This is a genomic window from Sulfurospirillum cavolei, from assembly GCF_001548055.1.
GTDB lineage: Bacteria > Campylobacterota > Campylobacteria > Campylobacterales > Sulfurospirillaceae > Sulfurospirillum.
This window is the reverse complement of sequence record NZ_AP014724.1, coordinates 1911210-1926065: the sequence shown is the minus strand read 5'-3', so window position 1 is coordinate 1926065 and position 14856 is coordinate 1911210. Positions and strand designations below refer to the sequence as shown.

At 45.2% G+C, this 14856-nt stretch carries 16 protein-coding genes; 13 read left to right on the top strand and 3 right to left on the bottom strand.

What is annotated here, in order from left to right; genetic code table 11:
- Nucleotides 1-298: 298 nt before the first annotated feature.
- Nucleotides 299-1159, bottom strand: coding sequence for an EamA family transporter (locus UCH003_RS09685; protein WP_060826363.1), 861 nt, complete (start codon nt 1157-1159; stop codon nt 299-301).
- A gap of 144 nt (nt 1160-1303) precedes the next feature.
- Between UCH003_RS09685 and UCH003_RS09680 the strand changes: the two genes are divergently transcribed.
- Genes UCH003_RS09680 through UCH003_RS09670 form a run of 3 tightly spaced genes read left to right on the top strand, consistent with a single transcriptional unit; the run spans nt 1304 to nt 3012 of the window.
- Nucleotides 1304-2437 (top strand): hypothetical protein, encoded by a 1134-nt coding sequence (locus UCH003_RS09680; RefSeq protein ID WP_060826362.1) that lies wholly within the window; start codon nt 1304-1306, stop codon nt 2435-2437.
- Between the two features lie 54 nt (nt 2438-2491).
- A complete protein-coding gene (locus tag UCH003_RS09675; RefSeq protein WP_060826361.1) occupies nt 2492-2743 on the top strand; it encodes a type II toxin-antitoxin system RelB/DinJ family antitoxin in 252 nt (83 codons plus the stop codon).
- Nucleotides 2740-3012 (top strand): type II toxin-antitoxin system YafQ family toxin, encoded by a 273-nt coding sequence (locus UCH003_RS09670; protein WP_060826360.1) that lies wholly within the window; start codon nt 2740-2742, stop codon nt 3010-3012. The genes UCH003_RS09675 and UCH003_RS09670 overlap by 4 nt, the downstream gene beginning before the upstream one ends.
- Before the next feature lie 92 nt (nt 3013-3104).
- On the opposite strand, the gene UCH003_RS09665 is transcribed toward UCH003_RS09670, so the two are convergent.
- Nucleotides 3105-3431: a hypothetical protein gene (locus UCH003_RS09665; protein ID WP_060826359.1), complete on the bottom strand. Its 327-nt coding sequence runs from the start codon at nt 3429-3431 to the stop codon at nt 3105-3107.
- 262 nt (nt 3432-3693) lie between these two features.
- Between UCH003_RS09665 and UCH003_RS09660 the strand changes: the two genes are divergently transcribed.
- Both UCH003_RS09660 and UCH003_RS09655 read left to right on the top strand, forming a co-directional pair.
- Nucleotides 3694-4155 (top strand): hypothetical protein, encoded by a 462-nt coding sequence (locus UCH003_RS09660; protein ID WP_144441007.1) that lies wholly within the window; start codon nt 3694-3696, stop codon nt 4153-4155.
- 133 nt (nt 4156-4288) lie between these two features.
- Nucleotides 4289-5653 (top strand): OprD family outer membrane porin, encoded by a 1365-nt coding sequence (locus UCH003_RS09655; RefSeq protein WP_060826357.1) that lies wholly within the window; start codon nt 4289-4291, stop codon nt 5651-5653.
- 75 nt (nt 5654-5728) lie between these two features.
- On the opposite strand, the gene UCH003_RS09650 is transcribed toward UCH003_RS09655, so the two are convergent.
- Nucleotides 5729-6172, bottom strand: a complete 444-nt coding sequence (locus UCH003_RS09650; RefSeq protein WP_060826356.1) for an NUDIX domain-containing protein — start codon at nt 6170-6172, stop codon at nt 5729-5731.
- A 318-nt stretch (nt 6173-6490) separates the two neighbouring features.
- On the opposite strand from UCH003_RS09650, the gene napA reads away from it, so the two are divergent.
- The 8 genes from napA to UCH003_RS09610 all read left to right on the top strand — a co-directional run bounded on the left by napA (nt 6491) and on the right by UCH003_RS09610 (nt 14843).
- Nucleotides 6491-9280: a nitrate reductase catalytic subunit NapA gene (gene napA, locus UCH003_RS09645; protein WP_060826355.1), complete on the top strand. Its 2790-nt coding sequence runs from the start codon at nt 6491-6493 to the stop codon at nt 9278-9280.
- Between the two features lie 388 nt (nt 9281-9668).
- Complete coding sequence (napG, locus tag UCH003_RS09640) at nt 9669-10490, top strand: ferredoxin-type protein NapG (RefSeq protein ID WP_060826354.1); 822 nt, start codon at nt 9669-9671, stop codon at nt 10488-10490.
- Nucleotides 10487-11311 carry a quinol dehydrogenase ferredoxin subunit NapH gene (napH, locus tag UCH003_RS09635; protein ID WP_039675522.1) on the top strand — a complete coding sequence of 275 codons (825 nt, stop codon included), beginning with the start codon at nt 10487-10489 and terminating at the stop codon, nt 11309-11311. The genes napG and napH overlap by 4 nt, the downstream gene beginning before the upstream one ends.
- Nucleotides 11308-11832 carry a nitrate reductase cytochrome c-type subunit gene (locus UCH003_RS09630; protein WP_060826353.1) on the top strand — a complete coding sequence of 175 codons (525 nt, stop codon included), beginning with the start codon at nt 11308-11310 and terminating at the stop codon, nt 11830-11832. The genes napH and UCH003_RS09630 overlap by 4 nt, the downstream gene beginning before the upstream one ends.
- 2 nt (nt 11833-11834) lie before the next feature.
- Nucleotides 11835-12338 carry a ferredoxin-type protein NapF gene (locus tag UCH003_RS09625; protein WP_041961946.1) on the top strand — a complete coding sequence of 168 codons (504 nt, stop codon included), beginning with the start codon at nt 11835-11837 and terminating at the stop codon, nt 12336-12338.
- Nucleotides 12339-13286 (top strand): WD40 repeat domain-containing protein, encoded by a 948-nt coding sequence (locus UCH003_RS09620; protein ID WP_060826352.1) that lies wholly within the window; start codon nt 12339-12341, stop codon nt 13284-13286.
- Nucleotides 13283-13636: a chaperone NapD gene (locus UCH003_RS09615; protein WP_060826351.1), complete on the top strand. Its 354-nt coding sequence runs from the start codon at nt 13283-13285 to the stop codon at nt 13634-13636. The genes UCH003_RS09620 and UCH003_RS09615 overlap by 4 nt, the downstream gene beginning before the upstream one ends.
- Before the next feature lie 238 nt (nt 13637-13874).
- Complete coding sequence (locus UCH003_RS09610) at nt 13875-14843, top strand: SLAC1 anion channel family protein (protein ID WP_060826350.1); 969 nt, start codon at nt 13875-13877, stop codon at nt 14841-14843.
- Nucleotides 14844-14856 lie beyond the last annotated feature (13 nt).

Here is a 14856-nt window from a genome sequence, read left to right as displayed (position 1 = left end):
AAAGAACTCTAACGACTCAAACGACTCTTGTACTAGAAGCAATATATCATACTCGAATGACTTCGTTATGATATATCTATTTAGGCTTACCAAGACCTTAAATGCCTAAATCTTCCTTCGAAGAAATCTTACATTAAGTTCGTAGCATGAAAATAGCTGAATAAATAAACTAATAAAAAATCTTAATTAAAAACTAACAAAAGGCAAAATGCACGTCATTTGGAAGCTAGTTTTGATCACGTAGTCATAGTTTAACACGGATTGCTTTACGAATGAAAACGCAAGGAGAAAAGAGCGGCTACAAGGAACGCGAACGGTTGATCAAGCGGTAATGTAAAGCTAAGGAAAAGAGGATAACGCCGCTACCGATCGACAGTGAAACGTAATCGACGGGTGTTTTCCAAAGCAGAAGGTTCATCACTAAACCTGCCGGAACCAATGCGTTATTCATGATACCTAAAACTCCCGCATCGACATCGCAAGCACCCTTGTTCCATAAAAAATAGCCGATCCCGGAAGCGACGATTCCTAGCCAAAGCAAGACGCTCCACTGTAAAAGTGTGGGCGAGAGTTTGCTATGATCGGACAATAAAGCGAAAGCGACGATACCGACGAGCAATGCACCGAAGTAAAAGTACCCGAATACATCACGATGTATGATATTTGGGTTGGATTCCATTACTTTTTTATAAGCACTTTGTCCAAGGGCAAAACAGATATTGGCTCCTTGCACCATCAAAAAACCCGTAATAAACTCGGAATCGACGTTTTGGTAACGGATAATATACGCTCCCAAAACCGCCATCCCCGTACTTACCAGATACAGCGGGTTAAATTGCCCTTTCAGCCCATCGTAAATCAGCGTCACGTAAATAGGCGTAAAAATCGTAAAAAGAATGACTTCCGGAACGCTGAGGAATAAAAACGATTGATAGAAGAAGATATACATAAAACCGATTTGCACACTGCCGATGAGCATGATTTTAACTTTTAACGCCTTATCTATGCCGCGAAATTTCGTAAAAGGTAAAAAGACCAGCGATGCGAGACAGATTCGTACCAGTACCGCAAAGTAGCTATCAACCCGACCGGCTAAAATTTCACCGATAAAACTAAACGAAAACGCCCAAATAAAGGTAGTTAAAAGCAAATATCGCATCGTAAAATCCTTTCGAAAAGTATAACATGTAAGCGATAAATTTAAAGGCAATCTGCTCAAAAAATACCTTGTTCAAAAAGCTTTCTAAGCAGTTGTATAGCAAAAGAAGACTATAAGGTCGCTATAAAATGATAAAGGAATCGTATGCCACGGGATCAATACGCTTGCAATGACGTATCGGCATGGACCGATAAATATTTTTCCAATACTCAAACGATTGTCGAACGTTTCGGCGACACGGAAGTCACGTACGCTTTCTTTTTACGCCGTCCCGTTCTCTCAGCGGTGCGCCTTGCCACGGTGTATATAAAAGAGCAAGCCAAGAAAGCGGGGCAAACGATCAGCATTGAGGTGATGCACGAAGAGGGCGAATGGGTGGGGGCGGGTGAGCCGCTGTTTTACCTGTCCGGTTCGTTTACATTTTTAGCAGAACATGAAACGCTCATCTTGCAAAAATTGGGCTCGGCGTGCGTTGCGGCGTACAATGCTTACGAGATGTGCCAGATCCTTCCGCATGTTGCTTTTTTAGCGATGGATGCAAGGCATTGCGCTGGGACTGAGATGGCGGAGATTATGGCGTATGGGGCGTCCGTTGGCTCCAAAGCGGCGCAAAAGAAGTTTGAAGCGGTTGGGTTTATCGGCAATGCGACCGATGCAACAGCGCATTTTTTCGGCCGTGAAAAAGGGCTAGGAACGGTGCCTCACGCGCTCATCGGATATGCCGGCTCAACACTCAAAGCCGCTTCCATGTTCCATGAATGCTTTCCTGAAGAAAACATACCCATCTTAGCCGATTACTTCGGTCGCGAAATCACCGATACGCTCGAAGTGTGTAATGCCTTTGCCGCTTTAGCGCACGAGGGCAAGATCGCTGTGCGACTTGATACGCACGGTGGACGCTTTTTAGAAGGACTCGATACCCAAAAAAGCTACGACGTGCTCGGACGCCACGCGCCTGATGCTGTGAGAGATTATCGCACCGAAGCGGAACTGCATGATCTCATCGGCACAGGCGTTTCAGCCGCCGCCATCTGGAGCATGCGGGAAAATCTTGATAACGCAGGCTTTACAAACGTTCGCATCATCGCTTCTTCAGGATTTACACCCTCAAAATGCCGCTCAATGGCATGGGCAAAAGCCCCCATCGACATTATCGGCACAGGCTCTTTTCTTCCCGATCGTTGGAGCGAAACCAACGCCACCGCCGACATCATCGCTTACGGTGGCGTTCCAAGAGTGAAAGTCGGGCGGGAGTTTTTGCTTAAGAAGAGTCGTTAAAGTGTTTGTAATTGTACTACGTTTGTGGTACAATTATATAAAAAAGGAGATACGATGAGAACAGGAACCAGTGTTCGTATTGATGAAGAGACTAAGATTATTGCTTCAGAAGTGTTAAAACAGTATGGTATGAACCTCAGTGAAGGCATTAACCTTTTTTGTAAGCAAGTTGCTATGACGTATTCCATCCCTTTTGAGTTAAAAGTGCCAACGGAGAGAATGAAAAAAGCACTGAAAGAACTAGAAAAAAGAGAAGGAAAATCCTTTGATTCCATCGAAGCACTCAAAGCCGATCTTGAGTCATGAAATACGCCATCTTTCGTACATCTTCTTTCAAAAAAGCCTATAAAAAGCTCTCATCCTCTGAGCAAGAACTTGTTTTAACGATTGTTCTTAAACTTGCTCAGGGTGAAAGTTTGGATGAAAAATACAAAGATCATTTTCTGATAGGCAACTATAAAGGATGCAGGGAGTGTCACATTAAACCTGATTTACTGCTCATCTACAAAATCAATAACGATGAAGTGGAATTAGTTTTGGTGGAAGTTGGTAAGCATTCTAAATTGTTTAAATAAGAAGTTGAAAGTTTAGCCCTCGTATAATGACCCCTAAAGCTTATTACCCGTTTTGAAACGGGTAATATATAAAATTAGTTAAAACTGTAGTCTTAGCCCCTATATCTATTAAACCAATGTGCAAGTTCATCAATACTATCTGATAATTTTCGTTGCTCATCTTTTGAAAGGCTTTGTGCTTTGATTAGCAATGTACCTTCGCCTAAATCATCAACTATACCAGTCGTACTCATAAAGTTCTTAATATTATAAATCCAGCCTCTTGCTTTTTCTTCTAATTGGTTTTCATCAAGAGTATTAAATGCGCAAGAGCACGCACGAAATGCGATAGCGATTGCATGCGCTTCTCCTACATCATGAGGCAACATTAAAGCCCTTCTTGCCTCAGACAGCTTTTGAACTTGGTATGAGTAATTCATGATTTTTTCTCCTTGAGCAAAGTCGATTGGAATTTATTTTTTATGTTTTAAGATTTTGTGATTAATTTAAAAAAGTTTATTGTAGCAAAATTGCATAAAGGCATAAAGGGAGCGAGGTTACTTTGCCCCATACTCTAAACCCCAACCCATACCAAAGCCTATATACACTAAACTGCACCACACTACAAAGGCATCATTCATGAATCATGATTTACGCACGCTCCAACCCGAGTGACCGCCAATTATTACCTCAGAAATCGAATTGATACGTTTTTATCATGACACCAATGCCAAGGCGGCAGTTGAACAGATGATAGCAGGGACGTATGTTCTGGTGGAAGAGTTTTACAGCAATGGTTTAGAGATTTTAGTGGAACTCAAACGAACGTTTTGGTACTATACCGACACAAAATTTCAAGGGCAACGTGATTTTTGGAGTGTCCTTAGAGAGGCATCGCATCGTTTGTTAGTGGAAGTTCAAGGGCATAAACTGCTTGTGAAGAAGCCTCCCGTGATTGTTTGGTTAAAGGTGTTATACCTCTTAGAAAAGAGTTGCACCTCCAACGAGATGTGCGCGCATCGTCAAACAAAACGAAACGTACCGATTCAAGAGAAAATGAAAAAGTCGAACTGTTGGGTTTGGCGCCAAAAAACTAAACCATTCTTTTTACATGTAAAGACAAATGTAAACATTGAATCCGCCGTTAATCCTTACTTATTTTAAAATAATCTTAAAATTTTATGCTATTTTCATGCTATGGAACTAATGTAAGATGCTGCTGAGCTTCTTTCATAACTTAACGGATGAGGTATGTTAAATTAGGTAAGAAGCTTCACACTTTTTAAAAGGAGGAATTATGAAGTTAGCTAAACTTAGCTTGGTGGCTATGGTTGTTGCCGGACTTGCGTCCGGTTCATTTGCGGCAGATACACTTGCCGATGCGTTTAAAAACGGTAAAGTCAGCGGTGAATTACGCGCCTGGTATTTTGATAGAGATACAGGTGCTGCCAATCCGGCCGTTTCGACACCGGGCGCATCGGGAACACTCGGTAAGGGCGATGCCGATATTCTTTCAACGGGCGTTGTGCTTAGTTACGTAACGGATCCGTTATTCGGTTTTGGCTTTGGAGCGACATTTCAGGGAAGCTATGCTCCTTTTGCCGATAAAGACGCAAAAAATCTTTATGCAACGGATATGTACGGCTCGGGCGCGGTTCTATCGGAAGCATACGTAACCTATACGCTCGGTAAAACGACGGCAAAAGTAGGTCGCCAATTTATCACGAGTCCATTGGTTAACAGTTCCGGCTCACGAATGTTTAAAGAAGCGTTTCAAGCCGCAGTTCTTGTCAATACGGATCTTCCAAATACGACATTGGTTGCCGGTTATTCCGACAAATTTCAAGGTCGAACATCCGATTATGACAAAACCGTAGCCGGTGGAGATTCTGAAATGCCTAGCTTTAAAAAAGAAGCGGTATTTTACGGAACTGGTACGGCAAACGGGGGCTCAAACGTTTTCGGGTTTGACGGTGCTTACACGGCAGCCGCGATTAACAAGTCTATTCCTAACTTGACGTTAATAGGACAATATTTGTTTGTTAACGATGTTGAATTAACGCAAGGCGGCGATGCCAACGTCTTCTATGCCGAAGGTAATTACGTCGTACCTTTAAGTGCTATGAAAGTGCTTCTTGATGCAACGTATCGCGGTTCAAGAACGTCCAATCCTACATTTGATAGTTTCCACGTCGAGGGCGATATGTACCAAGGTCGTATCGGATTTAGCGAGCTAGCAGGCTTTAACGCTTCTTTTGCTTACAGTACCGTCTCTAGCAACCAATCCGTCCTCTTAGGTGCGGGTAACGGTCCTACCACGTATACGGCTCCGCTGATCAAAGGTGCGGAGGTCACTTCCGGTGCCGATACGGATGCTTATAAAATCGAAGTCGGTTACGATTTCTCAAAAATCGGCGTTACGGGACTTAAAGTTTTGGGTCAATACACCAAAGTGAATCAAGATGCAAAAACGATTACGGGAGCCGTGTTGAATAGTGTCGATGTCGATACGGAATCAACATTTTGGAGCGGTCAAATCGCTTACGACATTCCTTCTCTTAAAGGCTTGACCGTTTCTTTAGAGTATGAAGACGGTAAAAAAGAGACCACTTCAACGGTTAATTCCAACGAGATGCGCTTTAGAGCAAACTATAAATTCTAATTTGCACGCGTTTGCATCTTCAAAACGACGGCAGAAATGCCGTCGTTTCCTTTCATAGGTTATGAAAGAAGTCTATTATGCTTTCAGACGTTCTTCGGAGACTTCATGAATAACGACGGGTTTTGAAAAATCCGCCTGATTGTCCAAAGCAAGCGGTATCAACCACCGTAAATTGGGGATGATGTTTTCGGGTATGTCTTGAAGCTTGATGAGGTAAACTTCTTCACGCTCAACGGTTTTCGCTTCATAAGCGAGATCGGAATACGCATAATAAACATCAAGTTCGTAATAATTCGGACGGTAAATTTTGGCATAACACGTCCATTGATCGTGCGCCACGAAGACCCCCGTTTCTTCTTGGAACTCTCTTACCATAGCATCGCATGATGATTCATTGTTTTCGATTTTTCCTCCGACGCCGTTGAGCAAACCTTGTTGCCATTCAGGAAGGCATTTTTTGATTAAAACGACACGCGTCGCATCTTGCGAAAATAAAAAACCGGTAACGTATTTTTTCATTGTGAACCTTATTTCGATACGTTAAAGCGCACGTTTGACGTCATGCATGCAAAGAAGACAGTATAGAACAGATCATGCGGTAACGCGTCAAATGTTCCGAGCACTTTATCGCGTTACATTTTAACCAAATTTCATCTCAAAATCTTTACATGTAAGCATGAGCGTTTCCTTTGAAACGGTGTCGATACATTCGTGCCATCATGCTTTTAAACAAACGCAAAAGTAAATTTAAAAAACTAAAGTATTGACTTAAGTCATAGATTTGCGATTTTGCTTAGTGATAGAATGACTCCGAAACTCAAATCAGGAGGTATCACGATGTCACTTTCACGAAGGGACTTTTTAAAAACAACGGCTGCCGCGAGTGCCGCCGCCGCGGTGGGCATTAGCGTGCCTAGCGAGCTTAAAGCGGCGAGCGAACAAGCAGAAGCCGGTTGGCGATGGGACAAAGCCGTTTGTCGTTTCTGCGGTACCGGTTGCGGTATTATGGTTGCGACGAAAGAGGGAAAAATCGTCGCCGTTAAAGGCGATCCCGCCGCTCCGGTCAATCGCGGACTAAACTGTATCAAAGGGTATTTTAACGCCAAAATCATGTACGGTGCGGATCGATTGAAACAACCGCTTCTTCGCGTCAACGATAAAGGCGAATTCGATAAAAAAGGTCAATTCAAACCCGTTTCATGGAAGCGCGCGTTTGACGAGATGGAAAAACACATCAAAGCCGCCTTTAAAGCGGGCGGTCCTGAGGCAATCGGCGTTTTCGGATCGGGTCAATACACGATTCAAGAAGGCTATGCCGCCGCAAAATTGATGAAAGCGGGCTTCCGCGCCAACGGCATCGACCCCAACGCACGCCACTGTATGGCTTCGGCGGTCGTCGGCTTTATGCAAACGTTCGGTATCGACGAACCTGCGGGCTGCTACGACGACATCGAATTGACCGATACGATCGTGACGTGGGGCGCCAATATGGCGGAAATGCACCCGATTTTATGGTCACGCGTCAGCGATCGCAAATTAACCGCGCCCGATCGCGTTAAAGTCGTCAATCTTTCTACCTACACGCACCGCTGTTCGGATTTAGCCGACCTTGAGATTATTTTCTCCCCAAGTACCGATCTTGCGATCTGGAACTACATTGCACGCGAAATCGTCTACAATCATCCCGAAGCGATCGATTGGGATTTTGTGAAGAAAAACATTGTTTTCGCAACGGGTTTTGCAAACATCGGTTATGGCATGCGAACCGAAGCCGAAGCAAAAAAACTCGGCTACAGTGCCAAAGAGTTGGAGATTATTAAAAAAGAAGACGCTAAAGTCATCAGCGAAAAAGAAGCACCGGGATTGGCGCATTTGGGCGTTAAAGCCGGCGATCTTATGGAGATGAAAAACGCGGACAAGGCGATCTTGCATTGGGAAATTAGCTTTGAAGATTTTAAAAAGGCATTAGAGCCTTACACGCTAGATTACGTCGCAAAAATCGCTAAAGGCGATCCCAACGAGTCGCTTGACGCGTATAAAGCTAAATTAAAACAATTGGCCGACTTGTACATCGAAAAAAATCGAAAAGTCGTTAGTTTCTGGACGATGGGCTTTAACCAACACCAACGCGGTACGTGGGTCAACGAACAATCTTACATGGTTCACTTCCTCTTAGGCAAACAAGCCAAACCGGGTGAGGGTGCATTTTCATTGACGGGACAACCGAGTGCGTGCGGTACGGCACGTGAAGTCGGAACGTTTACGCATCGTCTACCGGCGGATATGGACGTTTCCATTCCGAAACACCGAGAAATTACGGAAAAAATTTGGAATTTACCTGCCGGTACGCTCAATCCGATGGGATACCAACACATTATGAATATCCACCGCCAAATCGAAAGCGGTAAGATTAAATTCGCATGGGTCAACGTGTGCAATCCTTACCAAGACAGTGCCAACGCAAACCATTGGATCAAAGCGGCACGCGAACTGGATAACTTCATCGTTTGTTCCGATGCGTATCCGGGAATTTCCGCAAAGGTTTCCGACCTTATCTTGCCTTCGGCAATGATTTACGAGAAATGGGGCGCATACGGTAACGCCGAGCGAAGAACGCAACACTGGCGACAACAAGTCCTCCCAGTAGGCGACGCGATGAGCGATACGTGGCAATGGGTCGAGCTTTCCAAACGTTTTACGATTGCCGACGTATGGGGCGAGCAGACGATTAAAGGCGGTAAATTACCGAGTGTGATTGAAGCGGCCAAAGCGATGGGATACAAAGAGACCGATACGCTTTTTGATGTTTTATTTGCCAATAGTTATTTTAAATCGTTCAAAGCCAAAGACGCTATCGGTGAAGGTTTTGACAATACCGAAGTATTCGGCGATAGCCGAGGCGTTGCCGGAAGTGACGGTAAAGAGTGGAAGGGATACGGATTTTTTATCCAAAAAGCGATTTGGGAAGAGTATCGAAAATTCGGTCTCGGTCACGGACACGATTTGGCGGATTTTGATACGTACCACAAAGTAAGAGGTCTAAAATGGCCGGTCGTGGACGGTAAAGAGACGCAATGGCGCTTCAATGCCAAATACGATCCGTATGCGGCAAAAGAGAACAACGGCGATTTCGCATTTTACGGCACGTTTGCCAAAGCGATCAAAAAAGGTAACTTGCAAAAACCGACCACCGAAGAGACGTTCCCGCTTAAAAACAAAGCAAAAATTTTCTTCAGACCGTATATGGATCCGTGCGAAATGCCCGATAAAGAATACGATACGTGGTTGTGTACCGGACGCGTACTCGAGCACTGGCACAGCGGAACGATGACGATGCGGGTTCCCGAACTTTACCGTGCCGTTCCCGAAGCGTTATGTTACATGCACCCAAGCGACGCCGAAGCCAAAGGCTTTAAACAAGGCGATTTGATTTGGGTCGAAAGCCGTCGCGGAAGCGTAAAAGCGCGTGTCGAAACACGTGGACGTAACCGAACGCCAAGAGGCTTGGTGTTTGTTCCGTGGTTTGATGAAAAAGTCTTTATCAATAAAGTCTGCTTGGATGCGACATGTCCGCTTTCAAAGCAAACCGATTATAAAAAGTGTGCCGTTAAGCTTTATAAAGCGTAGTTGATTGGGCTTTGCCCAAACGGAAATAGGGAAAGCGTCAAAAAGTTACATGTAAAGATTCTACCTCGAAGAGGTAAGCTTTAGTGCATAGCGCAGCGTAGTCGGTTGAGCTTTGCCCAAACGGAAATAGGGAAAGCGTCAAAAAGTTACATGTAAAGATTCTACCTCGAAGAGGTAAGCTTTAGTGCATAGCGCAGCGTAGTCGGTTGGGCTTTGCCCAAACGGAAATAGGGAAAGCGTTAAAAAGTTACATGTAAAGATTCTACCTCGAAGAGGTAAGCTTTTCACAGAAACATCGAACATTCATGTTCTTGTTTTGCGCATAGCGCAGCGTAGTCGGTTGGGCTTTGCCCAAACGGCGTGTAAAAATAGATCTAAAAGGATTGTCGTGAGCCAGTTAAACCATGAAAAAGCCACGATCACGGAGAGACGAAGATTTCTTTCGTTGATGGCGCAAAGCGTAGGACTCAGTGCTTTAGGCGGTTTGGTATGGACGGGTTACATTGAAGAAGCCAAAGCGTCGCCCTTGATTCTACGACCGCCCGGAGCCCTTTACGAGAACGATTTTATGCGCTTGTGTATCAAATGCGGTCAGTGTGTCGAGGCGTGTCCTTACGATACGTTGCGTTTAGCGGTGCCCGGAGAAAATAAACCTTTGGGAACGCCGTTTTTCATACCCAGAGAGGTACCGTGTCATATGTGTACGGATATACCGTGTGTGCCGGTATGTCCGACGGGCGCGTTGAATAAGAGCAGTGTATCGAGTATTAAAGAAGGTGAAGAGAAGCTGGACATCTTTAAAGCGAAAATGGGACTTGCCGTTGTGGATACGGAGTCGTGTATCGCGTTTTGGGGAATTCAGTGCGATGCGTGTTATCGTGCCTGTCCCGTTATGGACAGTGCGATTAAGCTGGAATACCGACGCAATACGCGTACGGGTAAGCATGCATACTTAATTCCGATCGTGAGTTCCGATACGTGTACCGGATGCGGTTTATGCGAACGCGCTTGTGTTACCGAAAAAGCGGCGATTCACGTTTTGCCGAATGAAGTAGCGCAGGGAAAACTCGGCGCACACTACATCAAAGGGTGGGAAAAAGCGGACGAAAAACGTCTGGAAAACGTCAGCCAAGAGGTGACCACGCATACGAAACGTAGCGAAAAGAAGGTTGAAGATTATCTCAACAGCGGGGAGGATTTATTCAAATGAAATCATGGATCAAAACACACCGCTTTTTAATCGCACGACGTTTGGTACAACTCTCTTTGTTGGTGCTTTTTACGCTCGGTAACGTCTACGGTTTTCGTGTGTTAACGGGAAACCTCAGTGCGTCGCTGATAATGGGCGTGATTCCTTTGGCGGACCCTTTTGCACTGTTGCAAATTTTCGCGGCGGGTGCGACGGTAAGCATTAACGTGCTTGTCGGCGGCGTGCTCGTTTGGCTTTTTTATACGATCTTCGGCGGACGCGCTTTTTGTTCGTGGGTCTGTCCGGTCAATATCGTGACCGATGCGGCGAATTGGACGCGAAGAAAGCTCTTTTTAGAGCAAACGGAGCGTAAAATTTGGTTGGGAAGAGGTGTGCGTTACTGGCTTTTAGGGCTCAGTTTAGTCCTAAGTTTCCTTACCGGCGTTGCCGCATTTGAGATCGTAAGCCCGATCGGGATGTTGCATCGAGGCATCATTTTCGGTATGGGTATGGGCGTTGCCGCGATACTGGCGCTCTTTTTATTTGACCTTTTCGCCGTTAAAAACGGTTGGTGCGGACATGTGTGTCCTTTAGGCGGGTTTTACTCGGTGGTGGGGCGTTTAAGCCTCATTCGCGTCAAACACGATCATACGAAATGTACGTCTTGTATGGCATGCAAAACGGTGTGCCCCGAAAAGCACGTTTTGGGTATCGTCTCCAAGCAAAGCGGAGCGATTCTTTTCGGAGAGTGTACCAATTGCGGCAGATGTATCGACGTATGTGAAGGCAATGCCCTTTCGTTTGGCGTGAGAAATTACATCAATGTTGGAGAAAAAGAATGATAACGCAAAAAAAAGTCATTGCCCTTTTAGTAGCGGGCATAGTTATCGGTAGCGGATGTGCGGTGTCTCAAACTTACAGTGAGGAAGAATTGGGACTACGAAAAGTCGATCTCTACAGCGAAAAAAACGTTGTTGCTGACAATACGGCATATTCGACGGCGACGGCAGGAGAATCTAAAGTGTTTGAGCGCTCTTTTGAAAATGCGCCTCCGATGATTCCTCACGACGTCGAGGGAATGTTAGACATGAGTAAAGACAACAATGCGTGTCTTGGATGTCACCTTCCCGAAGTCGCCGAAGCGCTCAAAGCAACGCCGATTCCCAAATCGCACTTTTTCGATATGCGAACGCAAAAGGTCTTGAATGAACTTTCGCAAGCGCGTTTTAACTGCTCTCAGTGTCATGCGCCGCAATCGAACAACGAACCGTTGGTCAAAAACGAGTTCAAACCGGATTTTCGCGCAAAAGATGCGCAATCGCGCTCACATCTTTTGGACAGCTTGAATGAAGGTGTGAAGTAACGATGAGCGGCAGAGGAGGGATACTCGGTGCTTTATTGGGTAAGAAAGGCGAAAAAAATTTAAAAACGTTGTGTGTTCGCCCGCCTTATTGCAATGATAGTACCTTGTTCGAAGGAAAATGCGTTACATGTCAGGATACGCCCTGCGTGAACGCATGTCCTACGGAGATTATCCTCCTCGATGCCGCACATACGCCTTGCTTAGACTTCGCAAAAGGGGGTTGTAGCTTTTGCGAGGCCTGCGCTCAGGCGTGTCCGAAGGATGTTTTAAATGCACAAACCGGCACTAACGTATTGCCGATACGCGCCAAAATCGATATACTAGCATGTATGGCATGGCATCAAAGCTTGTGCAACAGTTGTTTGGACGGGTGCGACGTTCGGGCTATTCGCTTTTTAGGGTTGTTTAGACCGACGATCGATGCCGACGCGTGCAACGGGTGCGGCGGATGCGTCAAGTTGTGCCCTTGCGAGGCGATCGTCATGCATACAAAAGAGGAGGCGTAAATGCGTATCGTCGGGTGTTTAATAATGGTCGCGAGTCTCGTATGTGCCGCGACGCTCAATCCTAAATTACAGATACAAGCAAGCGGAAACGTGCAAGCGTTAATCGTTGCGCATGAACAGATCGTCGCCGCGACAAGCGTTGGAACGATCGAGACGTTTCGCCTCAATGACGGCGTCAAAACGTCGCAAATCGTTTTTCCTAAAATCAAAGATTTTACGGGCGAAGAGGTGGCTCCCAAAGTGTTTTCCATCGATGCGTTAGAGGGACGTTATGTTGCGGTCGTGCAAGCCGAAAACGGAGCGCGAAGCGTTTATACGGTGCAAAACGCCCAAACGAAAGTCGTGATCGACGCTTCGTGCAATTGGTTTGTTTCAAAAGCGAAGTTTGTCGACAAAGGACATCTTTTGATAGCCCTTTTAAGTAACGAGATCGTGTTGTGGGATATTCAAAACGCCAAAGAAGTCTATCGCGTTCAGGCCAATCCTTCGCATTTTAGCGACATCGCGTTAAATCAAACACGAACGCAAGCGGTAAGCTCGTGTGAGTCGGGAGAGTTGAGCCTTTTGGAAGTTGCAAGCGGGAAAATCGTCAAAGTCTTTAAAGGCGGCAACGTCGATAACGTTTACGACGTCGATTTTCACCGACAAAAAATCTTAGGTGCCGGGCAAGACAGGCGCGGCGTGGTGTACGATCTTTTGAGCGGAAGTTTTGAGCGATTCGACGGCGATTTTTTGATGTATGCGGGTGCATTAAGCGCGGATGAAACCTTGGCGGCATTTGCGTTTAACGAACAAAATCACATCGTGATTTTCGACGTGACGAAAAAGAGCCGTTTACACACGCTCATCGGTCAAAAAAGTACGCTGAACGCCATCGTGTTTATCGACGATCATCGCGTGGTAAGCAGTAGCGACGATCCTTATATTATGATATGGAGTTTACCGTGAATATTTCAAGCATTGTAATTCAAGCCAAACCCGAGTATGTGGAAGAGATTATCGCTTTATGCCAAAAGAGCGATTTTTGCGAATACCATTTTCACGACACCCAAAAGGGTAAAATCATCGTGACGGTCGAGGGTGAAAATATCGACGAAGAGATGGCGAAAATGAAAAAAATAGAACGTTTGCCGCACGTCATCTGCGCCGATATGATGATGGCGTACAGCGAAGACGAGTTGGAGGCGGAAAAGGCGAAGCTGGAACGTTCCGACGTCGTACCGCCTATTTTAAACGACGACACGGTCGCTTTAAAAGATATCGTCTACCGCGGCGATTTGAAAAAGAAGATCCACTAAAACCGCATTTGTCCGTTTCGATACGGTTTCTCCTCAGGGGTTTTCATCAAACCCCTTCCTTTTTTGTTGGCTTTACATATTAAGCAAAAATACGCCTCTTTAGCACCTCACGCTCCATGGATTTTACGAGCAGACGATTAATTCGCAAAGCTAGATTATTTTATTTAGAGCTTTCTAATCGATAAGAGTTTATTCTTATAATTATATTTAAAAAATATTATAGTTAGGAGTGGAATAAATGGAAGAAAAAAGTGCATGCGAACACAATAGGATCAAGTTTTTTCCGATTATGATGTATGCGATCGTGATGGGTATGAGCGGTCTTACGATTATGTACCAAAAAGCGGCATTGTGGTTATCGATGAGTGCGTGGATCGGTACGGTGCTTATGGGAATTTCGACCTTACTGTTTTGCGTTATTACGCTGATATACGTCGTCAAATACCTCAAATACGCACCCGCGGTTCAAAAAGAGTTTTCGCATCCGATTCGTCTCAACTTTTTTGCGGCGATTTCGATTTCGATGTTGATGTTAGCCATCGTGTATAAAGAAGTGTATCCTCAGGTTGCCGCACTGTTTTGGTATCCCGGAACGGTGCTCCATTTTTATTTGACGATGTACACCGTTTCGTTTTGGATCAATCGCAATCAAGAGTTGGAACACTCCAATCCCGCGTGGTTTATCCCGATCGTCGGAAATTTGTTGGTTCCCGTGGGCGGCGTCGGTTTTGCGAGCCACGGTATTTTGATGTATTTCTTTAGTTGCGGGCTTTTCTTTTGGATCGTTTTGTTTGCGATTTTACTCAACCGCATTATTTTCCACCATCAATTGGTCGTCAAATTTATGCCGACGATGTTTATTCTCATCGCGCCGCCGGCGGTAGGATTTATCGCGTACTTTAAGATGTACGGCACGATCGACGCTTTTGCAACGATTTTGTTTAATCTTGCTCTTTTCTTTACGCTTTTACTAGCGTTTATGTACAAAAACTTCGTCAAAATCAAGTTCTTTATCTCATGGTGGGCGTTCGTGTTTCCTTTGGCGGCGATGGCGATTAGCACGATGTTGATGTACCACGAGACCAAAGACGTCGTTTTACGGGGACTCTCGTATGCGATGGTTGCGGTAACGAGCGTCGTAATAGCCGTTGTGGCGTATCAGACGATTTTACATATCAAACGAGGCGAGATCTGCGTTCAAGAATAAACGCGTAATCCCT